Below are 22,249 nucleotides of genomic sequence, written 5' to 3' on the forward strand. Positions count from 1 at the left end.
CATGATAGAACAAATTAATATACCGAGAATCCTGATCTCCGGTACTGGAAGTGGTACCGGAAAAACCACATTTACAATAGCACTTACCAAGGCACTCCAAGCCCGAGGCCTAAAAGTTTCCGTGTTCAAATGTGGGCCAGATTATTTAGATCCGGGATACCATTCTTTCGTCACAGGGAAGACTTGCCAAAATCTGGATGGCTGGCTAATGGGAAGAGAATCCGTAATTTCCAGCTTCATAAGTGCAAGTGAAGGATCTGACATCTCCATCATTGAAGGAGTTATGGGATTATTTGACGGACATTCTCCAAATTCAGAATCAGGTTCCACTGCTGAAATTTCAAAATGGCTACAAGTCCCAACGATCATATTGATAGATGCATCGGGAATGGCAGCTACTTTCTCAGCAATTGCTTCCGGTATCAAAAATTATGATCCCGAGGTTCCGATCCAGGGTTTTGTTGCAAATTTTATAGGAAGCAAAAGCCATCTATCCATTATAGAAACTGCAAGTATTCCTTTGCAGATTTTAGGAGCATTTCCTAAATCGTATGAGCATTCCTTTCCTGAAAGACATTTGGGACTTCATTCTGCTGGTCCAGACATTCTAACGGAAGAAAAACTTTCTTTCTGGAAAAACTTAGCCGAAGAATGGTTAGATATAAATAAGATCATGGAGATTGCAAACTCTGCACCTCCACTTTTCACAGAAAGATCAAAAGAGGTCCAAACGAAAACAAAAGCTTGCAAGGTCGGAGTTGCCTATGACGAAGCATTTCATTTTTATTATGAAGAGAATTTCAAAAAATTAAGAGAAGAAGGAGCCGAATTGGTTTTATTCTCACCTCTAAAAGATACAAAACTTCCGGAAGTAGATGGATTATACTTTGGAGGGGGATATCCGGAGTTATTCGCAAATACTTTATCACATAATAAAAATCTAATCGAAGATATCAGAAGTTTTGCGAATTCAGAAAGGCCAATCTATGCGGAATGCGGAGGATTGATGTATCTTTCTTCTGAGATCCAAAACATTGAGGGACAAAGTTTTACCATGGTAGACATTATCCCAGGTAAAACTATCATGAGCCCTAAACTCAAAAGTTTAGGTTATGTAGAAGTTCATACGGAGAAAAGAACCATCTTAGGCGAAGCAGGCATCCGCTTTAGAGGACACCAATTCAGATATTCAGATCTTGTTTTAGAAAATGAAGATGAGTCATTATTTTCCTATCATATCAGAAAACGGAAATCAGAACAAACGACTAGAGAAGGTTATACGGTTTCCAATGTTTTAGCAAGTTATGTGCATGCACACTGGGCCTCCAATCCTGAAATTCCAAAAAACTTTTTAGCTTCCTGCAGGAGATTTAAAGTTTGAGCTTTTTCAAGCAGGATCAAATCGAAGTTTCTGAAACCTGGCTGGAACTCCAACTTTCAAGACCTCATTCTTCTTTGAGCTGGGCGGTCGTAGGAGGAGGATATTTAACGACAAACAAAGTCTACTGGTTAAAAGTTTCCAATGCAGATTTAGGCTCGGAAATTATTCCGGAGGAATTTTACAGAAATCGATTAGTTGCTAAAGGAGAAAAAGATGAAGCCTTAGGCTTTATGACAAGCGCTTCTCTATTGGATTACTCTGTATCTGAAAAAAATCTGGATGGCTTACACGTTAGATCCGTCGTTACGGTAGGTTTAGGAAACGCGGTCAGAGTAGGAAATCGACCAAAACAAAATAAAAAAATAGGAACAATCAATATACTTGTTCAAACTTCCGAAGCACTTACCTTCTCCGCAAGCATAGAAGCGATTTCAATAGCAGCCGAGGCAAGGACCCTCGCAGTTCTAGAATCAAAGATCCAAATACAAAACGAAAACAATTTCGCAACCGGCACAGGAACAGATTGTATTGGGATCATTTCTCCCCATGGAACGAATGGAATCGATTATGTAGGGAAACATACTATATTCGGACACTTGATCGGAGCCACTTCATACGAAGCGGTCACCCAAGGTATCCTTAAATGGAAGAATGCGAGACATATCGCTTATCCGAGATCGTCAAATATATGAAAAAATCATTATGTTTACTCAGACATCCAAGCATTCCACCTGAATATGCAGGAAAATATTTGGGAAGAAAAGAAGTTTCTCTTTCCGAAGAAGGAATCCAAGAAGTAGAACGAATAAGAGAGAAGATTTTTGAGAAATTTATAACAGGAAAAGTATATTTAAGTCCAGCAAAACAATGCATAGAAACATTCAATGAATTATGTTTTCATAATAAATTAGATCCTGAAATTAAAGAAGAATTACAGGAATTGGATTTCGGAGATTGGGAAGGAAGGTCCTTTTCGGAACTTGCCGAAATAAATTCAGAAGGTTTAAAAAAGTTCGCAAACTTCTCCTCTTCTTTCAGATTCCCTAATGGAGAAAGTCTACATGAATTCCAAAAAAGAGCAGAATCGTTCAAAGAACATATCCTTTCCTCGTCGGATCGTTACATTTTTGTCCTCAGTCATGGCGGGATCCTTTCCAACTTACTTTGTTCTTTTTTAGGACTTCCTCATTCCTTTTATACAAAATTCAGAATTTTTCCTTCTACACTTATCTATTTAGATATATTCAAGAACGACCAAGCAGTCTTGACCGATCTCATTCAAATAACTTCCGTTAGGAGATCTGAATGGCCGGGCTAACTCTAATTACAGGTGGATGCAGAAGTGGAAAAAGCAGATTTGCCTTAGAGAAGGCAAATTCCGTATCAGGAAAGAAAATTTTCTTAGCCACCTGCCCTCGTATAGATCCTGAAATGGATGAAAGAATACAAAGACATCAAAAGGAAAGAACAGCTTGGCATACAATAGAAGAAGAATTACAACTTTCTCCCGTATTTGATTCTATGATGCCAGAATCTATAGTGTTATTAGATTGCCTAAGTCTTTGGATCAATAATTTGATGTTTGATTCAAATAACAAAAATCAAAATCTTACCCAAGAGAGTGTTAAAGATACATGCTCTGAATTAGGAAAACATATCCTAAACTCCCAAGCCAAAAACGTAATTCTAGTTACTAATGAAGTCGGAATGGGTATCGTGCCGGAAAACAAACAAGGTAGAATGTACCGAGACCTATTAGGGATCTGTAATCAAACGTTTGCCTCCATTGCAAGCGAAGTCTATTTTTTAGTCAGCGGTATCCCAATCCGTATCAAACCATCTTCGGATATCAGTTTATGAAATCAGACCGTATAAGTCCACACGGAGGAAATCTATTACAGATGGCAAATATTGCAGGAGTTGATCCCGCAGAAATTTTAGATTTTTCTTCCAATATAAATCCTCTGGGCTTTCCAGACTGGATCCGTCCATTGATAAACTCTAGGATCAGCGATCTAATACATTATCCCGATCCGAATTACACTAAGGCAAGGGAATCTATAGAAAAATATTGGAATATTCCAAAAGAAGAAATTACTTTTGGAAATGGTGCTTCTGAACTCATTCACTTTCTTCCAAAGATCAAAAAGTTTGATCTTGCAGTGATTGCACAACCTTCCTATATAGATTATAAAAAAAGTATAGAATTAGCCGGGATACAAATCCAAGAACTTCTTCTCCAGAAAGAATCTAACTTTGAGTTAGACTACGAAGAACTTATCCACATTCTCAAAAGGGATCCTGAAAAAAAAATCTTAGTTTTATTAGGACATCCGAATAATCCCACCGGAAGATTACTAAATAGAGAGAAGATCCTAAAGATTTCCTCCGAATATAAAAATTCATTTTTCGTAATAGATGAATCTTTTATAGATTTTTGCGAAAGTGATGTTTCCTTTCGAAATTATAGATCCGAAAACTTAGCAGTCCTTTGGTCTTTGACCAAAATTTTAGCACTTCCAGGACTTAGGATCGGACTGTTATTAACGGATCCCGAGACCGCTTCCAAAATTTCAGAACTTCTCCCAAGCTGGTCCTTAAATAGCCTAAGCTCTTCTATCTTAGAAAAATTCGGAGAGGATCAAAATTTCCTTCTTAAAACCCAGGCGAAAATAGCAGAGTGGAAGAACATATTCCTGAATGAATTGGAAGAACTTGAAATTTTCCGAGTTCACAATTCGAATTCAAATTTCCTTCTATTGGAATTTTTAGACACAAAGATCAATATTCCGGAATTAGAATACCTTCTTCTAAAGGAATTTAAAATCGGGATCCGAAATTGCATAAATTTTAAAGGATTAGAAAATTATTATATAAGGATTGCGATCAGAACCCAGGAAGAAAACGAAATTTTCATACAAGCGTTTCGCTCCATATTCAAGAAAAAGCTCAAAAATTCTTCCGGAAAGAAAGCAAAACCTGCGCTTATGCTCCAAGGAACCGCTTCCAATGTCGGAAAAAGTATATTAACGACCGCATTCTGCAGGATCTTTACCCAAGATGGTTTCAAAGTAGCACCCTTCAAGTCGCAAAACATGGCGTTAAATTCTTTTGTGACTTACGAGGGTGCAGAGATAGGAAGAGCACAGGCATTGCAAGCTCAGGCATGCAAGATCAGAGCAGACTATAGAATGAACCCTATTCTTCTTAAACCTTCAAGTGAAAAAGACTCTCAAGTTATCTTAAATGGAAAACCGATAGAGGCAATGGATTTCAGAGATTATATGAAATTCAAGTTAAGCGCTTTCGATGAGGTAAAAAAATCATACGATTCACTTTCAGAAGAATTCGACATGATCGTTTTGGAAGGAGCAGGCGGCGTCTCTGAGGTCAATTTAAAAGACAAAGATATTGTAAACATGAGAATGGCAGAATATGCCAAGGCGAAAGTATTGTTAGTCGGGAATATAGATCATGGAGGAGTATTCGGCTCCTTCGTAGGTGCAATGGAAACAATGTCGGAATGGGAAAGAAAACTTGTTTCAGGTTTTCTAATAAACCGTTTCAGAGGAATAAAAAGCCTACTCGATCCGGGGATCAAATATTTAGAAGAAACTACTCGCAAGAATGTGTTTGGAATTGTCCCTTTCTTGAATGATCTAAGATTACCGGAAGAAGATTCTTTAGAATTCAAATCCGGAAGCCTTAGTGACACCTCCCCATTGGGAAACAGGATAGATATCGTACTTATAGACACTCCGAGGATCTCCAATCATACCGATTTAGATTCCCTCAGAATAGAACCGGACGTAAGAGTTAGGATCGCTCACAGAAAAGAAGAAATAGGAAATCCGGACGTTTTAATCCTTCCTGGAAGCAAAAACGTGATCACGGATCTGAATTACCTGAAAGAATCTGGAATCTCAGAAACTATTTTAACTTTCCATAAAGAAGGAAAAACGGAAATTATAGGGATCTGCGGAGGATATCAGATGCTGGGAGAATCCGTTCATGATCCATTCCAAATAGAAAGTAATTTAGGCTCCGCGGAAGGTTTAAATCTGATCGGAGTAAAAACAATATTAGAAAAAGAAAAATTACTTAAGCAGACAGAAGGCATCCATCTTCTATCTGGCAAAAAAGTATCCGGTTACGAAATACATCATGGAAATACGAAAGAGATCTCTGCAAGATCTTTGTTCCAAACTAACTCCGGCGAAAGTTTAGGCCACCAAGGAATTTCAGAAAGAGTATGGGGAACCTATTTGCATGGAGTATTTGACGAAGACGAGTTTAGGCGATGGTTCTTAGATAAGATTCGGATCCGAAAAGGAATGAGCCCCTTGCGTAAAATCCAAGTAAAATATGAATTGGAAACCAATTTAGATCGTTTAGCGGACGAAGTCAGAAATTCGGTTAATATGGCTGAAATTTATAGGATATTAGGACTGACGTGAATTCGATTTGGATCCTTCCTGCTTCTTTACTTATAGATCTGAGCCTCGGGGACCCACAAGGATTCCCTCATCCAGTCCGACTCATCGGAAAATTTGCGAGATATATGGAGAAGCTCACAAGAAAGTATATCTCGTCGGAAAGATTCGCAGGGATTATCACTGCAATATCAGTATATTCTATTTCCTTTATATTTCCTTGGGCCATTTTAGAATTTTCACGATATCTTCATCCATTTTTGGAAGAATTAGCGTCCGTATTTATTATCTATACTAGCATAGCATTGAAGGATTTACTAGATCATAGTAAAGATGTACATTCCGCACTTCATGAAAACGACCTGGAAAAAGCCAGACGAATGGTAGGCAGAATTGTAGGAAGAGACACGGCAACTTTAGAGGAACCTGAAATAGTCAGGGCGGATTTAGAAAGCGTCGGAGAAAGCCTGGTAGATGGGATCACTGCCCCATTCTTTTTCGCGGTCTTACTAGGTCCAAGTTTTGCGATGCTCTACCGATCCATTAATACATTAGATTCTCTATTTGGTTATAAGAATGAAACATATCTAAAATTCGGCTGGGCTTCCGCCAGAATGGATGATTTAGCGAATTATATTCCGGCAAGGCTAACTGCTCCTATATTATGCATTTCTTCTGCACTTTTAGGCTTTCATCCATTAAGATCCTTTAAAATACTGATTCGAGACGGAAGGAAGCATCCTAGTCCGAATTCAGGACTATGCGAGGCAGCCTTAGCCGGTGCACTAAAAATACAATTAGGCGGAATAAACTACTACTCCGGGATTCCAAACGAAAAACCGAAATTAGGAGATCCGGATCGAAAATTAGATCTAAATTTAATCTTAGACGCAAATAAAATCATATTCTTAACCTCTATCTTATCCTCAATTTTGTTTTTAAGCCTGGGACAATTAGCCAGTTGGGTTCTGAGCATCTTCAAGGCTTAAGCTTATTCTATGAAAAAAGAAGAATATCAACTTTCTCTAATACGACACGGAGAAACAGAATGGAATAAAGAAAGAAGGTTACAAGGGCAAACCGATACTTCTCTCTCGAAGTTTGGCAGAGAGCAAGCCTCTATATTAGCAGAAAAATTAAAGAACACTAAAATAGAACTTATTTTCAGTAGCGATCTAAAAAGAGCCAAAGAAACCTCTGAACTGATTTCTCGCGAATTAAGAACAGGAATCGTATATCACCCTGGACTCAGAGAAATACATTTAGGAGAAGCGCAAGGGATCTTAGAATCAGATCTTTCGAGCAAATTTGGGGAAGGATCTTATTCAGCCTGGAAAAGTTCCGAAGAAATCCACGACCAATTTCGATTTCCAGGCGGAGAAAGTAAATTGGAAGCAGAGTGTAGGATAATCGAAACTATATTAAATTTATTGAAAATGAATGGAAAAGAGAATATTGCAATTTGTAGTCATGGCTTTGTTCTTTCCAGATTTTATAATCGTTTTTCTTCCAAGGAATTTCCCCAGTCTAAACTTGAAAACTGTGAAGTATTGGAATTATTTCTTTCGTTGGAGATTTCGGAAAGAAATTCTATATGAGTAAAATAAATTAGAATGACCTTTTCGAAGACGAAAGACTTTTTTAATTGAATAAATCGAGACAATTCAAAAGATCGTCTTAACTTTCAGGATGAAGTTGGGTGTAAATCCCACGCTGACCCGCAACTGTGATCGAAATAGATCAAAAAGATATTATCTTTTTGTTTCCGTTCCGCAAGCCAGATCTCCCTGCAGACTAAAACCTCGAGGTTAGGTATGTTAGCATTCTCGCTAAGCACGTCCGTGCATCCGCGAAGGGCCCCGGAAGTTAAAAATCGGGGCTCCCGCAAACCAGGGTAAATTCCTAATTTTGTACATTATAAAAATTATATATTCTTATTTTGACATGAATTAGACTAACATTAATTAGTTTATCTTTGTTTCGGAAGTTTTCCAAAGAAAACGGACGAAAACATGAGGCGAAACATCTTTCGGATTGCCGGACTATGCATATTCTTATCTTACTTTGTCTTTGCGGCATTCTTCCCTATCCTTTCTCAGGATGAGGAAACAAAACCGACTAATGGAAAAGAAAGAACAGTAGCGGAAAAATTAGAACTAAAAAAGAAAATCTCCGAATATAGACCTGACGCTATCGTGATCAGAGACAGAAGATCAAACTTGATCGGGATCGCTTCTTCTGCAAGCGAAGGTGTGGTAGGTTCCGATCAAATTAAAACAAGACCCATTATGAGACAGGGAGAGATCGCCGAGTTGATCCCCGGTGTGATCGTAACCCAACATAGCGGTGGAGGAAAAGCAAATCAGTTTTTCCTAAGAGGTTTCAACTTAGACCATGGAACCGACCTTTCCTCTAATGTGGATGGAATGCCTGTTAATAACGTTAGCCATGCACATGGACAAGGTTATACAGATCTGAATTTTCTAATTCCGGAACTTGTGGAACAAATGCAATATAAGAAAGGAGTCTACTATGCAGACCAAGGTGATTTTGCTTCCGCAGGTGCATTCAATATTTCTTATTTTAAAAGTTTGCCCAAAGGTATCGCGAATGTGGAAGGAGGAACCTTAGGTTATGCAAGAACTCTTATTGCAAAGTCTCACAAAATAGGACCAGGTGATCTTCTATATGCATTCGAAATTTCTCATAACGACGGACCTTGGGTGATTTCAGATAACTTCCGAAGAGTAAATGGCGTCACAAGTTATTCTGTAGGAGATAAACAGAAAGGATTCAGCATCAGTCTTATGGGTTATAAAGGTAACTGGCATTCTACAGGACAAGCTCCTAAAAGAGCTCTTAGAACGGGAGATTCCTGGTTGGATCCGGATTCCGGTTTGAGTAGATTCGAAAGTGTGGATCATAATGATGGTGGATGGTCAAACAGAGCAAGTGTCAATTTCGAAGCTCATCGTTTGGAAAAAAGATACGAAGCAAAAACGCAATTCTACGGAATATATTATGATTTGCGATTATTCGCAAACTTCACATATTATTTGGACGACCACGAAAGAGGAGACCAACATGAACAAGCGGATCGAAGAACAATCGTAGGAAGCAAGTCTAGTTATAAGGATATCTGCGATTTCTGGGGAATCAGAATGGAGAATACGGTCGGACTTCAGATAAGAAGGGATTATATTCAGAACGGTCTTTTCCATACTGAAGAAAGAGCAAGGATAGAAACCGTAAGAGAAGATGGAATAATACAGATCAGCTCAGGTATATATTATGAAAATAAGATACAATGGTCTAAAAAATTTAGGACCGTATTTGGATTGAGAGGAGATTATTATAAATTTATCGTAGATGATTGGGGAACGAAAGAGAAAGCAGATAAAAACGCAAGGCTCTACAGTCCTAAAGGAAGTATTATTATAGGACCTTGGTTCAAAACGGAGTTTTATATAAGTGGAGGATACGGATTCCACAGCAACGACGCAAGAGGAGTGGTCCAAAAATCAGACCCTGCAGATCCACTAGTCCAAACAAGAGGTGGAGAAGTCGGCCTAAGAACCGAGCCAGTTCATGGTTGGCAATCGACATTCTCCGTTTGGCAATTGGATATGAATTCTGAACTTTTATTTACGGGAGACAATGGAACTACGGAAGCTAGCAGACCAAGCACTCGAAAAGGATTCGAATGGGCCAATTATTATTCTTACAGTTCTTGGCTCATGATAGATGCGGATTTTGCTACTTCCAGATCCAGGTTCAGAGACAATGAACTTTCAGGGAATTATATTCCAGGGTCCATCCGTAATACGTTGGCATCCGGGATTACTTTAAAAAATCCTGATGGTTTTTTCGGATCACTTAGGGTAAGATATTTTGGAAATCGTTCCTTGATCGAAGATAATACTGTCCGCTCTCCCGCGACCACTACGGTGAATTTACAGTTTGGGAGGAATTTCGGGGAAGATTTGAGTATCGTTCTTGAAGTATTCAATTTATTGAATACTCATGTAAGCGATATAGATTATTATTATGCATCCAGATTGAAAAATGAACCTGTCGGTCCGAATGAAGGAGGGTACAATGACATCCATACCCACCCTGCTCAGCCTAGATCGATACGACTTTCTATGAGGGCTTCTTTTTAGGATCTATTTTTTAACGTAGTCTCGTATTACCAAAATACGATCTACGTCCACTTCCTTATTTTTAGGAACAGACTTAGTAAATGTAAAAACTTCAGTACTGAGTCCGTTCTTAGAGAGCAAAAGCCCGTGAGAAGGGACTATCTCAAGGGGGATTTTTTCCGCAAAATGATTATCCAATTCGAAACTTTCCATATCCGGAAGATTTTTCATACTCAATACATCGGCGAGAGGTTTTCCGATAGCATCAGATTCTAGCCAACCGGTAAGTTTTTCAGCTGATAAATTCATAAAGGAGATTTGTCCCTTCGAATCGAAAGCAATCACTCCTTCTTGCATATTCCGAAGCTCGGCAGAAACAAGTCTCGCCTTTTCCATCAGCTCCTTCTCCACTTCGTGTTTATACAAGATTAGTTCGATCACTATTTGTAATTCTCTGGTTTGAAAAGGTTTTAGAATATACGCATTCGGTTCGGTTAATTTAGCCCGTGTTAACGTCTGAGAATCGGAAGAAGCTGTAATATATACGATAGGAACATCTAAAAATTTTCGGATCCTTTTCGCTGCATCTATTCCATCCAAATACCCATTCGCAAGAACTATATCGATCAGGATCAGATCGGGCTGGAGCGCGATTGCCTGCTTGACCGCAGTTTCGCCTGTGTTTGCAATACTAGGCTCGGGATATCCCATCCTTATTAGTCTATGACGGATATCCTGGGCAACAAGCCCCTCGTCTTCTACGATCAAAATCCTAGTGTCCTTCATTTAACCCCCGAAAATATTCTTACTTTATTAAATTCGAATATTATAATTATATCAAACTTCCGCCTCTTCAGAAGAGGGTTTGATCAGATCTTTCACGCCGTGCAGTATGGCGGACATGTTCCTTCTCTCTCTTTTTCTCTTTTTATCCAGTCCATGTTTGTTCAAAGCGATTTCTATAGCGATCTGCAACTCTTTAGTCTGAAAAGGTTTTAGCAGATATCCGTAAGGCCTTGTAGGTTTGCTGCGAAGAAGAGTAGACTCATCCGCGTAAGCTGTAAGATAGATCACAGGAAGATCCATCTTATCCAAAATTTCTTGGACAGTTTCTATTCCGTCGTAATTCCCTCTGGACAACATAATATCCATGAGAAGAAGGTCCGGTTTATCTAAATAAACTTTCCTTAATGCTTCATTTCCTGTAGAAGCGATGCTTACAAAATCATAACCAAGATCGGACAATTTGCTGAGTATATCCTTGGCGACTATGCTCTCGTCCTCTACGATCAGTATTTTTGCTTCGCTGGAGATCATTTTCGGACTCGGCTCCTTTCTCGAAAGACTAAGGTGAACTTAGTCCCCTTGCTCCGATCCAAGATCAAACTTCCGTCTATTTGATGGGTCAAAGTGTTAACCAATTGTAAACCCAAAGAATCGGTTTGTCGATAGTCAATTTCTTCCGGAAAACCTACCCCGTCATCTTCTACAGTCAAAGAATACTCCTCGTATTTTGACGTAATAGAGATTTGGATCGTTCCCTCTTCCCTGTTCTTAAATCCGTATTTTAATGAATTGGTGACCAGCTCCGTTACGATCAATCCGCAATGGATCGCAGTATCCAATGTTAGATGAACGGATTCGGCATGTATTTCGAATCGTATCCTGGAATTAACTCTGTAGGTTCTCAGAAGGTTTGTAACCAAACTGTTTAAATATTCCTGGAAGTCCGTATGTGCCAGATCCTCGTTTTGGTATAATAACTCATGGATCAGAGCGATTGATTTGATCCTAGACTGGCAATCTTGGAACATTTCCAAAGACTTACGATCCGTTATATAGTTTCCTTGCAGACTTAAGATACTGGAAACAATTTGTAGATTGTTCTTAACCCTATGATGAATTTCCCTGAGTAAGACTTCCTTCTCTTTTAAGGAAGCCGTTAACGCCTCCTCAGCTCTTTTTCGTTCTGCTATCTCGGTCATCAACTCATTGTTGACTCTATGTAGTTCGAAAGTCCTTTCTTCTACTCTTATTTCCAATTCATCATGGCTTTGTCTTAGAAGTTCTTCCTGGATCCGTAATATTTTGTTTTTCTTATGTAGGTCCACGAACACGGAAGCTTTTGATCTTAAGATCTCCGGCGCAGTCGGTTTAACCAAGAAGTCAACCGCTCCCAAAGAATATCCTTTGAACATTCCAGTTTCGTTATTTGCATAAGCGGTGAGAAAAATGATCGGGATCTTGGCACATTTTTCCCTTTGCCGGATCAATGCTGCAGCTTCGAATCCGTCCATTCCGGGCATTCTTACGTCCATGAAGATCAATGCTACTTCGTCAGGTTCGTCTAGAAGTGCCTTCAATGCTTCTTCTCCTGAACCCGCTTTGATCAAATTCAATTCAGGGCTCTTAAGAATATGCTCCATTACCTGCAAATTATCTGCATGGTCGTCTACGAGTAAAATACTCACTTTCATTGGCTGTTCCATATCTTCTACCTGCACAACAACACCCGAAGCAGAGAAAGCAAATGGTCCACACTGACCGGCTTAGTTATATATTCTGTCGCGCCGGCCTCTATACATTTTTCACGGTCCCCTTTCATCGCTTTTGCCGTAAGCGCTAAAATAGGCAGATTTACAAATTCAGTCTTAGAACGGATCACTTTCATTGCTTCGTATCCGTCCATATCCGGCATCATTACATCCATAAGAACGATCTCTATATCCGGATTCTTTTCCAAAATATTAATTCCGTCTAACGCATTCTCCGCATAATGTATTTTCATTTTATGTAATTCCAACATACTCGTTAACGCGAATATATTCCTTACATCGTCATCTACGATCAGAACCTTATGGCCTTCTAGAGAATATGTATCTCCCGACTTAGAAACCGATTCAGGTTCATGCAAATGAATCTTGATCTCTTCGAGTGAAGTTGCATAAGAATTTACAAATTTCAGAATATTCGAACCATTAAAGGATAGAAGTTTCTGAAAATTTTCAGGTCCATTCTGCTCGTCCGAATAGAATAGTATCAATGTTCTCTCCGGATCTAATAAATTAATCTTAGAAACCAGATCGGTAACGGACATATCCTGAAATTTACTCCCGATAAGAATACAATCCGGGATTTCTTTTTTTAGAATGTCTAAAACTTCCTGACCGGACTCTATATTCTTCAGTACGAGATCCTTGGAGGTAAGTTTTTCCTCTAGGAATTTAAAATGTTCCTTCTCTATTCCACAAACATAAACTGTTTTATCTATTTTATGTAAGTAGGTTTTGATCTTCTCGAATGCCTCGTTTAAGGATTCTATTCCGACCGGCTTTCTCAAATGTGAGATTGCTCCGATCTCTAAACTCCTTCTCCAATCGTTCTCTCCGGAAAGCACATGGACAGGAAGTTGCCTGAGTTTAGGATTTCGTTTCAACCAATTTAAGATCAAACTTCCATCCATATCAGAGAGTTGGACGTCCAACAAGACTGCATTAAAAGAAGATTCTTGTAATGCAGAGATCCCACTTTTTCCATCCAAGGCAACTGTTCCCTTGAACCCGTTACTCTTAGCGATCTCCAAAAGAGACTTCGCAAATGTTTCATCTTCCTCTATAATCAAAACCTTTTCTTTGGATTCGTTTTGAGTTTCATCCTCTAAAACTCTTCGCGTGGCTTTGATCTTACTTCTTACATAGGAATCATTTGAACCGGAAGAATCATTATCAGGATTCTCAGACCATTTGATCGAATCAGGCTCGATAGGATTTTCTTCCACTTGGATATAATCCATTGGAAGGTATAAGGTGAACTTACTCCCAACCTCAGGTTCACTTTCCAATTTTAATTCTCCACCTAAGATTCGAGTGATCTCTTTGCTAATGGAAAGCCCAAGTCCAGTTCCTCCATATTTTCTGCTAGTGCTTCCGTCCGCTTGTCGGAAGGCTTCGAAGATCAGACCTTGTTTTTCGGCAGAAATACCAATTCCAGTATCAATCACGGAGAATGCGATCACACTACCTCCTTGGTTTAAGATCTTATGATCCTTACTCCAGCCTGCAGAAGAAGATTCTATTCTAAGCTTCACGCCACCTTTATGAGTAAATTTGAATGCATTAGAAAGAAGGTTCTGGAGAATCTGCTGCAATCTTTGCAAGTCAGTAGTGATCCTAGAAGGAAGTTCGGGATCTATTTCCACTTGGAATTTCAAGTCCTTATTCCTTGCAGTTTCTCTAAAAGAACGATCTAAATATCCTCCCAATTCTTCAATAGAAACAGAATCCAGATCCACACTCATCTTACCGGACTCAATTTTAGAAAGATCTAATATATCGTTAATCAACTGTAATAGATCGTTTCCTGAACTATGGATAGTTTTTGCATATTCAGTCTGTTTTTCAGATAAGTTTCGACTCTCATTATCATACAATAATCGAGATAGGATCAGCATATTGTTCAACGGAGTTCTCAACTCGTGTGACATGTTTGCCAAAAACTCCGATTTGTATCTGGAAGTAAGCGCAAGCTGGCGGGCCTTTTCTTCCAGGGAATGTCTGGCCTGTTCTACTTCTCTATTCTTTCTTTCTACCTCACTGTTCTTTTTGGCGAGTAGTCTTGCTTTCTCTTCTAATTCTTCGTTCTTTTCCTGCAACTCCTCCCTTTGGTCCTTAAGCATATCCTCGGACGCCTTTAGGGATTTGGCTTGTTCTTCCAATCGTTGGTTGGTATTGGTCAATTCTTCTTGTCGTCCTTGTAACTCTTCTGTCAGAGTTTGAGATTGGATCAGAAGTTCTTCCGTCCTCATCCCTGCAGCAATTGTATTCAATACGATCCCGATACTTTCAGTCAACTGATCCAAAAAATTCAAATGGATCGGAGTGAAGTTTGAGAAGGATGCAAGCTCTATCACTGCCTTCACTTCTCCCTCGAATAACACCGGTAAGACGACTATATTGATCGGAGGAGCTTCTCCTAAAGCCGAATTGATCATGATATAGCTGGAAGGGACATGTGTAACGAGTATCCTTTCTTTTTCCAGGAAACATTGACCGATCAGACCTTCTCCAGGATAGAAACGGTTCGATAGGTTTTTCCTTTCTTGGTAGGCGTAACTTACTAGTAGTTTGAGTAATGGACCTTCTTCTACATTTTCAGTAATGAAGAATGCGCCATGTTGTGCGGAAACAAGTGGAGCAAGTTCGGACAAAATCAATTTGCTTACGTTGACTAAATTCCTTTGTCCTTGTAATAATCTTGTGAATTTTGCTAGGTTCGTTTTTAACCAGTCTTGCTCCGTATTGATCCGAGTAGTTTCCCTTAAGTTTCGGATCATTTCGTTAATATTATCCGATAAGGCTGCCACCTCTCCAGCAGCTTGGATGGTAACTGTTCGAGATAGATCACCTTTGGTCACACCTGTTGCCACTTCCGCGATCGCTCTCACCTGAGTGGTCAAGTTAGAAGCGAGCTGGTTCACGTTATCCGTAAGGTTTCTCCAAAGACCCGCGGCACCTGGCACACTTGCTTGGCCTCCCAATCTTCCTTCGATACCCACTTCTTTTGCAACCGTGGTCACCTGGTCTCCGAAAAGCCCCAAGGTATCGATCATGTCGTTAATCGTATCCGAGAGTTCTGCGATCTCTCCTTTTGCTTCTAAATATAACTTTTTCTTTAAGTCCCCGTTTGCAACGGAAGTTACTACTTTGGCGATGCCCCTTACTTGCGTGGTAAGATTGTTCGCCATGAAGTTCACACTATCTGTAAGATCCTTCCAGATACCTGCAACCCCTTGCACATTTGCCTGTCCGCCCAGTTTACCTTCTGTTCCCACCTCTCGAGCAACCCTGGTTACCTCGGAAGCAAATGAGTTCAACTGGTCCACCATCGTGTTGATGGTATCCTTCAGTTCAAGGATCTCTCCTTTAACATCCACCGTGATCTTCTTGGATAAGTCACCCCGAGCAACCGCTGTAGTAACTTCGGCAATATTACGCACCTGACCTGTAAGGTTGGATGCCATTGAGTTCACACTATCCGTTAAGTCTTTCCAAGTTCCTGCAACTCCTCGAACGTCCGCCTGACCACCTAACTCTCCTTCTGTTCCCACTTCTCGAGCAACCCGGGTTACCTCGGAAGCGAATGAGTTCAACTGGTCCACCATCGTGTTGATGGTATCCTTCAACTCAAGGATCTCTCCCTTAACATCCACCGTGATCTTCTTAGATAAGTCACCTCGAGCAACTGCTGTAGTAACTTCGGCAATATTACGCACCTGACCTGTGAGGTTAGACGCCATTGAGTTTACACTATCTGTTAAGTCTTTCCAAGTTCCTGCAACTCCTCGAACATCCGCTTGTCCACCAAGTTTACCTTCTGTTCCCACCTCTTTCGCAACCCGGGTTACCTCGGATGCGAAGGAGTTCAACTGGTCCACCATCGTATTGATCGTGTTTTTAAGTTCTAAGATTTCTCCCTTAACATCCACAGTGATCTTCTTGGATAAGTCACCGGTCGCAACTGCCTTGGTAACTTCCGCGATATCACGCACTTGGCCGGTCAAGTTACCGGCCATAAAGTTCACACTATCCGTTAAGTCTTTCCAAGTTCCTGCAACTCCTCGAACGTCCGCTTGTCCACCAAGCTTACCCTCTGCCCCTACCTCTCGCGCAACCCTCGTTACCTCGGAAGCGAATGAATTCAACTGGTCCACCATCGTATTGATTGTGTTTTTGAGTTCTAAGATCTCTCCCTTAACATCCACCGTGATCTTTTTGGATAAATCTCCGTTCGCTACTGCTGTAGTAACTTCGGCAATATTACGCACCTGACCTGTAAGGTTGGATGCCATCGAGTTAACACTATCTGTTAAGTCTTTCCAAGTTCCCGCAACACCCTGAACGTCCGCCTGCCCACCTAACTCTCCTTCTGTTCCCACCTCTCGCGCAACCCTCGTTACCTCGGATGCGAATGAGTTTAGCTGGTCCACCATCGTGTTGATGGTCACTTTCAGTTCTAGGATCTCTCCCTTAACATCCACTGTGATCTTCTTGGATAAGTCACCCCGAGCAACCGCTGTAGTAACTTCGGCAATATTACGCACCTGACCTGTTAGGTTGGATGCCATTGAGTTCACACTATCTGTTAAATCCTTCCAAGTTCCCGCAACTCCTCGAACATTTGCTTGACCACCCAGTTTACCTTCTGTTCCTACCTCTCGAGCAACCCTGGTTACCTCGGAAGCGAATGAGTTCAACTGGTCCACCATCGTGTTGATAGTATCCTTCAGTTCGAGGATCTCTCCCTTAACATCCACCGTGATCTTCTTGGATAAGTCACCGGTTGCCACTGCTGTAGTAACTTCGGCAATATTACGCACCTGACCCGTAAGGTTGGATGCCATCGAATTCACACTATCCGTTAAGTCTTTCCAAGTTCCCGCTACCCCCTGTACGTCTGCTTGTCCACCAAGTTTACCTTCTGTTCCCACTTCTCGAGCAACCCTGGTTACCTCGGAAGCGAAGGAGTTCAACTGGTCCACCATCGTGTTGATGGTATCCTTCAGTTCAAGGATCTCTCCCTTAACATCCACCGTGATCTTCTTGGATAAGTCTCCTCGAGCAACTGCTGTAGTAACTTCGGCAATATTACGCACCTGACCCGTAAGATTAGATGCCATTGAGTTCACACTATCCGTTAAGTCTTTCCAAGTTCCCGCAACTCCCTGTACGTCCGCCTGGCCACCTAACTCTCCTTCCGTTCCCACTTCTCGAGCAACCCGGGTTACCTCGGAAGCGAATGAGTTCAACTGGTCCACCATCGTGTTGATGGTATCCTTCAGTTCAAGGATCTCTCCCTTAACATCCACCGTGATTTTCTTGGATAAGTCTCCTCGAGCTACTGCTGTAGTAACTTCGGCAATATTACGCACCTGACCCGTAAGGTTAGATGCCATTGAGTTCACGCTATCTGTTAAGTCTTTCCAAGTTCCCGCTACTCCTCGAACGTCCGCTTGTCCACCAAGTTTACCTTCTGTTCCCACCTCTTTCGCAACCCGGGTTACCTCGGATGCGAAGGAGTTCAACTGGTCCACCATCGTATTGATTGTGTTTTTGAGCTCTAAGATCTCTCCCTTAACATCCACAGTGATCTTCTTGGATAAGTCACCGGTCGCAACTGCCTTAGTCACTTCCGCGATATCACGCACCTGACCTGTAAGGTTAGACGCCATTGAGTTTACACTATCTGTTAAGTCTTTCCAAGTCCCCGCAACTCCTCGAACATCCGCCTGACCACCAAGTTTACCTTCTGTTCCCACCTCTTTCGCAACCCTCGTTACCTCGGAAGCGAATGAATTCAACTGGTCCACCATGATGTTCACAATCTTTGCGGTTCTAAAAAATTCTCCCTTAAGAGGTCTTCCATCTATTTCCAAAGACATGTTTTGAGAAAGGTCACCGCCAGCAACAGCGCCGATCACCCTCATCACTTCCGTATTCGGTTGCACAAGATTTCCGATGAGAGAGTTGATTGAATTCATACAAATCCCCCAAGAACCTATAGAAGAAATACCGCTAACCCTTTGAGAAATTTTACCCTCTTGTCCAACTTCGTTACTGATCCTTTCAAACTCTTTGACCATTCTATCATTTTGGTCCATGATATCATTTATTAAGTCTGAAATTTTACCTGCGATCCCAACTTGGTCCAAAGGCATTCGTTTAGAAAAGTCCCCTCGTTTAAATGCAGTAAGAACTTCCAATAATTGTTTCGGATTTACAGAATCTTTATCTTGTTTGGGATCTATTGTTGGGGCATTCTTCATAGCTGGACCTAAACCTATAATAAAAGGTTAATGCGCACGAAGGAGAATGATGACGTAAAATGCAGAGAATAACAACAATAATTATTTCATAAATACATCGTAGGGATTAAGTTAAACGAAGAATTTTTCTGTCACAAGAAATGTGACAGAATGAAAAGGATATTACAAAAACAAATTGTTCTTAAGTTTGTAAATTTATTCCAAAAGCTTATGATCGTAAGCGTAACGAACAAGTTCTTGTGTGGACTTCAAACTCATCTTCTCGAAAATTCTAGCTCTATATGTGTTTACAGTATTCACACTCAAACCAAGATCCTCTGAAATAGATCGAACATTTTTGCCCTTTACTAAAAGCATGAGTATCTGAAACTCTCTTTCTGAAAGAGTTTCATGAGGAAGTCTATCGGAAGGTTTAGAAAGTTCCCTCACTAACATCTCAGTCGCTTCCGGACTAATATATCTAGCACCTTCTATCACCTTACGAACTGCGGAGATCAACTCATCTCCAGCGCTTGCCTTAGTGATATAGCCGGATGCGCCTGCCTTTAATGCTCGGACTGCAAACCGATCCTCGGGATACATACTTAAGATGAGAACCCTAGTATCAGGAGAAAGTTTATGAACATATTTTAATATATCCAAGCCGCTCATCAGTGGCATATTTATATCTAGGATCAGCACTTGGACTGATTGGCCCGCAAGATAATCCAAAACCTGTTGTCCGTTTTCCGCCTCATAGACGATCTCTATATCTTCTTCTTCCGAAAGGATCTTTCTTAAACCTTCTCGGATCAATAAATGATCATCAGCGATCAATGTGGAAATCATGGGAAATCCTCCTTATTTCGATTTGAGATTGGTATTTTTACGATCACACTTGTGCCTTTTTCGGAGCCGCCAGTGATGGAAACTTCTCCTCCCAATACGACTGCTCTTTCTCTCATTCCGATCAGTCCAAGAGACTTAGATTGATTCATCTTTTTAGGATCTATTCCGATCCCATTGTCTTGGATTTTTAGTATCAGGAACTGGCCTTCTTCCAAACAAGAAACATGTATGGAACTCGCTTTGGAATGTCTGGCTGCGTTAGTCAATGCTTCTTGAAAAATGCGGAATAATGCAATGGATGGATCTTTTTCTAAGAATAGAATTCCGGCAGGGATCTTGATTTCGCAGCGAATTCCGGTCCTTTTTTCGAAATCTTTGGCATACCATTCAATTCCTTCCAATAATCCCAAATCCTCCAAGATCAAAGGTCTGAGTTCAGTTGCGATCCTCTGCACGGATTCGATACCTGAGTCTGCTACCTTAATCATAGATAAAAGTTCCGATACTAATTTGGAGTCAGAACCTTTAGATTTTTGAAAATTATTTTTTAATAATGTAAGATCTATTTTAAGAACAGTTAATAATTGCCCCAACTCGTCGTGGACTTCCCTTGCAACTAATAACCTTTCTTCTTCCCTTACTTCCTGTAATCTGGCGGATAATGCTCTTAACTGTTCCCCTGAAGTCTTGAGATGGTTTTCCGCATCTCTTCTTTCGAATACCCTTCCTATCTGAGAACTAATATGAGAAACAGCTTCGAAAAAAGAAGGATCCGTGGCTTTATTCCCGGAATAAAATTCCAAAACGCCCACTAGATTTTCTTTCACTAAGATAGGAATTCCGATCGCAGCCTCGATCCCAGCTTTGCGAGAAAGTTCTTTTAGTTCTCCTTTTAAATAAGAAGGAAAATTCTCTAGTAGGATCGGTTTTCTCCCACTTCTGACTCGTTCCGAAAGAATAGATTCTTCTTTTTTAGATCTAGTCCTTAATAAATTTCTAAACTCTTTTAGGAATGTTTCTTCTCTGAAAAAGGAGATGGAAGAATATTCCGGTTTTTCGGATTCTTCCAACACTAAACATACGAGGCCTAATTTCCAGTCTGCAATCGCGCATATCCGATCTACCGAAAATTGCAGAACGGATTCAACATCATTTGCTTCGTTTGCAGCGGTTGCGACTTGTTGTAGAAGATTTAAAACCGAGATCTTTTTTAAAAGTTCGTCTTTTGTATTTTGATCTTCTTGATTAGATCTATCAATCGGATCTTCTTTAGAAAATCCTTCTGATTCGCGAGGGAAAGGTTCGGAGAATGAACCGTAATTCGGCTCTTGGTCGATATTCGAAAAGCCTTGCACCCCGCGATTATCTAATTAAAATTATCATCTTTCAATCTGTTTTTTCACCTAACAGCGAAGAAAAAGAAAATAGTAATACATTAGATTAAAAGTTTTAGAGAGATAGATACAGTAGAATATTCCTATTTTTTAAAGAATAAACGGATATATGAGGGCTTTATCTCTTGCCCGGAAAACTCCATACCGAAATCTTCCTTTCTTTCCCTAAGCTTCTGATACAAAGCTCCGCCGTTATATAATGCTTCTATTTCTAAAACAATCCCATTATTCGGATTAGAGCCCGAAGTTTCACTAACCCGATTGACTCCTTGGATGGTTCGAATAATCCCTTGTACATCCTTATCCAAATAATCGTCATAACTCAGACCTTCTATTTTGATACGGATCAGATTTCCAGGTTTCCATTTATCGGAGATCTGTTCCTTGATCTTTGGATATGCTTTTTCCACTGACCTTTTGATAGATTCTTGGATGCCGGTATTAGGATTGATATGAGGAGAAACTCCGGAAGAATTATCTGCTGCGATGATTCGAGCAGTATTTACGTCAAAAATTTTGAATCTAAGAACGGATTGGTACGAATGAAGTCCAGTATCTTCTATTCTTCCCAAGTCTGTGACCTCTGTTTGACCCACGAGCAAGATCTGAGCCTCAGATTCACTAGCCAAAGATAATATTCTATCTTCAAAGGAATATTCCGAAAAGAGGCTTGAGTCCTTGTTTCCTTCCTTAAAAAGAACACGATAAAATTGTTTTTTGTCCAAAAAGTCGAAGTCTGAAAAGATCCTTACTATCTCATTCTCAGTGATCCCGACTTTCTCTTTTACATTTTGTTTTCCTAATATTTTTTCTTCTATGAATACTAAAAACTTAGGCTTTCCTATGTCCTTGTATCTTTCTCTCAAAGCGTCCCGGACTGCTTTTTGGTTCACCTTACCCTTAGCGTCTATTTCCAAAACACCTGTTGCCAATTTTCGAGTAGGACCAACTTTAGAATATTCTAATACAAATCCTTCTACAGAAGAGTTTACGACACTATCCTTCAATTTGGCGTTGATTACTTGGGTAGATCCTTGTATCAATTCTCCGAGTCCATTCTCCAAAATTTTTCGTTTAGCGTTTAATTCTAATTCTTCCTCAGTTTTTCCCTGGACGTTTTGTACATAGACAAACTCATCCTTAGGATCTTTTACGGAAGAAAGGCAGGAAATCAAAAATGCAAAGGTTAAAAAAAAGAAAAAGTAGATAAGTTTGGAGAAGCTAAATTTCATATAATCGAAAGGATCTTT

The 22,249-nt window shown here is 40.2% G+C and carries 15 protein-coding genes; 8 read left to right on the forward strand and 7 right to left on the reverse strand.

The window, feature by feature from the left end:
• Window position 1: 1 nt before the first annotated feature.
• The 8 genes from CH352_RS07500 (at window position 2) to CH352_RS07535 (ending at window position 9,977) form a co-directional block, all read left to right on the forward strand.
• On the forward strand, window positions 2–1,381 hold the full coding sequence (locus CH352_RS07500; protein ID WP_100706192.1) for a cobyrinic acid a,c-diamide synthase CobB: 1,380 nt from the start codon (window positions 2–4) through the stop codon (window positions 1,379–1,381).
• Window positions 1,378–2,073 carry an adenosylcobinamide amidohydrolase gene (locus CH352_RS07505; RefSeq protein WP_100706193.1) on the forward strand — a complete coding sequence of 232 codons (696 nt, stop codon included), beginning with the start codon at window positions 1,378–1,380 and terminating at the stop codon, window positions 2,071–2,073. The genes CH352_RS07500 and CH352_RS07505 overlap by 4 nt, the downstream gene beginning before the upstream one ends.
• Entirely contained in the window at window positions 2,070–2,699 is a 630-nt protein-coding gene (locus CH352_RS07510; protein WP_100706194.1) for a histidine phosphatase family protein, read from the forward strand. Before CH352_RS07505 ends, CH352_RS07510 begins: the two co-directional genes overlap by 4 nt.
• The gene (gene cobU / locus CH352_RS07515) at window positions 2,687–3,241 is read left to right on the forward strand and encodes a bifunctional adenosylcobinamide kinase/adenosylcobinamide-phosphate guanylyltransferase (protein WP_100706195.1); all 555 of its coding nucleotides are present in this window, start codon (window positions 2,687–2,689) and stop codon (window positions 3,239–3,241) included. Before CH352_RS07510 ends, cobU begins: the two co-directional genes overlap by 13 nt.
• Window positions 3,238–5,838, forward strand: coding sequence for a cobyric acid synthase (locus tag CH352_RS07520; RefSeq protein WP_100706196.1), 2,601 nt, complete (start codon window positions 3,238–3,240; stop codon window positions 5,836–5,838). Before cobU ends, CH352_RS07520 begins: the two co-directional genes overlap by 4 nt.
• The gene (gene cbiB / locus CH352_RS07525; protein WP_100706197.1) at window positions 5,835–6,803 is read left to right on the forward strand and encodes an adenosylcobinamide-phosphate synthase CbiB; all 969 of its coding nucleotides are present in this window, start codon (window positions 5,835–5,837) and stop codon (window positions 6,801–6,803) included. The genes CH352_RS07520 and cbiB overlap by 4 nt, the downstream gene beginning before the upstream one ends.
• Before the next feature lie 9 nt (window positions 6,804–6,812).
• Window positions 6,813–7,412 carry a histidine phosphatase family protein gene (locus CH352_RS07530; protein WP_100706198.1) on the forward strand — a complete coding sequence of 200 codons (600 nt, stop codon included), beginning with the start codon at window positions 6,813–6,815 and terminating at the stop codon, window positions 7,410–7,412.
• Window positions 7,413–7,826: 414 nt separating this feature from the next.
• Window positions 7,827–9,977 carry a TonB-dependent receptor gene (locus CH352_RS07535; RefSeq protein WP_100706199.1) on the forward strand — a complete coding sequence of 717 codons (2,151 nt, stop codon included), beginning with the start codon at window positions 7,827–7,829 and terminating at the stop codon, window positions 9,975–9,977.
• 3 nt (window positions 9,978–9,980) lie between these two features.
• Here CH352_RS07535 and CH352_RS07540 read toward each other — a convergent pair whose 3' ends face one another.
• The 7 genes from CH352_RS07540 to CH352_RS07570 all read right to left on the reverse strand — a co-directional run bounded on the left by CH352_RS07540 (window position 9,981) and on the right by CH352_RS07570 (window position 22,231).
• Entirely contained in the window at window positions 9,981–10,742 is a 762-nt protein-coding gene (locus CH352_RS07540) for a response regulator (protein ID WP_100706200.1), read from the reverse strand.
• A gap of 51 nt (window positions 10,743–10,793) precedes the next feature.
• Complete coding sequence (locus CH352_RS07545; RefSeq protein WP_100706201.1) at window positions 10,794–11,273, reverse strand: response regulator; 480 nt, start codon at window positions 11,271–11,273, stop codon at window positions 10,794–10,796.
• On the reverse strand, window positions 11,270–12,433 hold the full coding sequence (locus CH352_RS07550; RefSeq protein WP_100706202.1) for a sensor histidine kinase: 1,164 nt from the start codon (window positions 12,431–12,433) through the stop codon (window positions 11,270–11,272). Before CH352_RS07550 ends, CH352_RS07545 begins: the two co-directional genes overlap by 4 nt.
• A gap of 17 nt (window positions 12,434–12,450) precedes the next feature.
• Window positions 12,451–18,777, reverse strand: coding sequence for a hybrid sensor histidine kinase/response regulator (locus CH352_RS07555; RefSeq protein ID WP_100706203.1), 6,327 nt, complete (start codon window positions 18,775–18,777; stop codon window positions 12,451–12,453).
• A gap of 195 nt (window positions 18,778–18,972) precedes the next feature.
• The gene (locus CH352_RS07560; RefSeq protein ID WP_100706204.1) at window positions 18,973–19,605 is read right to left on the reverse strand and encodes a response regulator; all 633 of its coding nucleotides are present in this window, start codon (window positions 19,603–19,605) and stop codon (window positions 18,973–18,975) included.
• Window positions 19,602–20,960 (reverse strand): GAF domain-containing sensor histidine kinase, encoded by a 1,359-nt coding sequence (locus tag CH352_RS07565; protein ID WP_100706205.1) that lies wholly within the window; start codon window positions 20,958–20,960, stop codon window positions 19,602–19,604. Before CH352_RS07565 ends, CH352_RS07560 begins: the two co-directional genes overlap by 4 nt.
• 122 nt (window positions 20,961–21,082) lie before the next feature.
• Window positions 21,083–22,231: a hypothetical protein gene (locus CH352_RS07570; RefSeq protein WP_243396251.1), complete on the reverse strand. Its 1,149-nt coding sequence runs from the start codon at window positions 22,229–22,231 to the stop codon at window positions 21,083–21,085.
• Window positions 22,232–22,249 lie beyond the last annotated feature (18 nt).

The organism is Leptospira hartskeerlii (assembly GCF_002811475.1).
Taxonomy (GTDB): Bacteria; Spirochaetota; Leptospiria; order Leptospirales; family Leptospiraceae; genus Leptospira_B; species Leptospira_B hartskeerlii.

Bases quoted from the DNA above. Each gene is read 5' to 3' on its own strand.
- CH352_RS07540 (WP_100706200.1), bottom strand. From the start codon at position 10,742: ATGAAGGACACTAGGATTTTGATCGTAGAAGACGAGGGGCTTGTTGCC.
- CH352_RS07545 (WP_100706201.1), bottom strand. From the start codon at position 11,273: ATGATCTCCAGCGAAGCAAAAATACTGATCGTAGAGGACGAGAGCATA.
- CH352_RS07535 (WP_100706199.1), top strand. From the start codon at position 7,827: ATGAGGCGAAACATCTTTCGGATTGCCGGACTATGCATATTCTTATCT.
- CH352_RS07550 (WP_100706202.1), bottom strand. From the start codon at position 12,433: ATGAAAGTGAGTATTTTACTCGTAGACGACCATGCAGATAATTTGCAG.
- CH352_RS07560 (WP_100706204.1), bottom strand. From the start codon at position 19,605: ATGATTTCCACATTGATCGCTGATGATCATTTATTGATCCGAGAAGGT.
- CH352_RS07520 (WP_100706196.1), top strand. From the start codon at position 3,238: ATGAAATCAGACCGTATAAGTCCACACGGAGGAAATCTATTACAGATG.
- cobU (WP_100706195.1), top strand. From the start codon at position 2,687: ATGGCCGGGCTAACTCTAATTACAGGTGGATGCAGAAGTGGAAAAAGC.
- CH352_RS07530 (WP_100706198.1), top strand. From the start codon at position 6,813: ATGAAAAAAGAAGAATATCAACTTTCTCTAATACGACACGGAGAAACA.
- CH352_RS07570 (WP_243396251.1), bottom strand. From the start codon at position 22,231: ATGAAATTTAGCTTCTCCAAACTTATCTACTTTTTCTTTTTTTTAACC.
- CH352_RS07510 (WP_100706194.1), top strand. From the start codon at position 2,070: ATGAAAAAATCATTATGTTTACTCAGACATCCAAGCATTCCACCTGAA.
- CH352_RS07555 (WP_100706203.1), bottom strand. From the start codon at position 18,777: ATGAAGAATGCCCCAACAATAGATCCCAAACAAGATAAAGATTCTGTA.
- CH352_RS07500 (WP_100706192.1), top strand. From the start codon at position 2: ATGATAGAACAAATTAATATACCGAGAATCCTGATCTCCGGTACTGGA.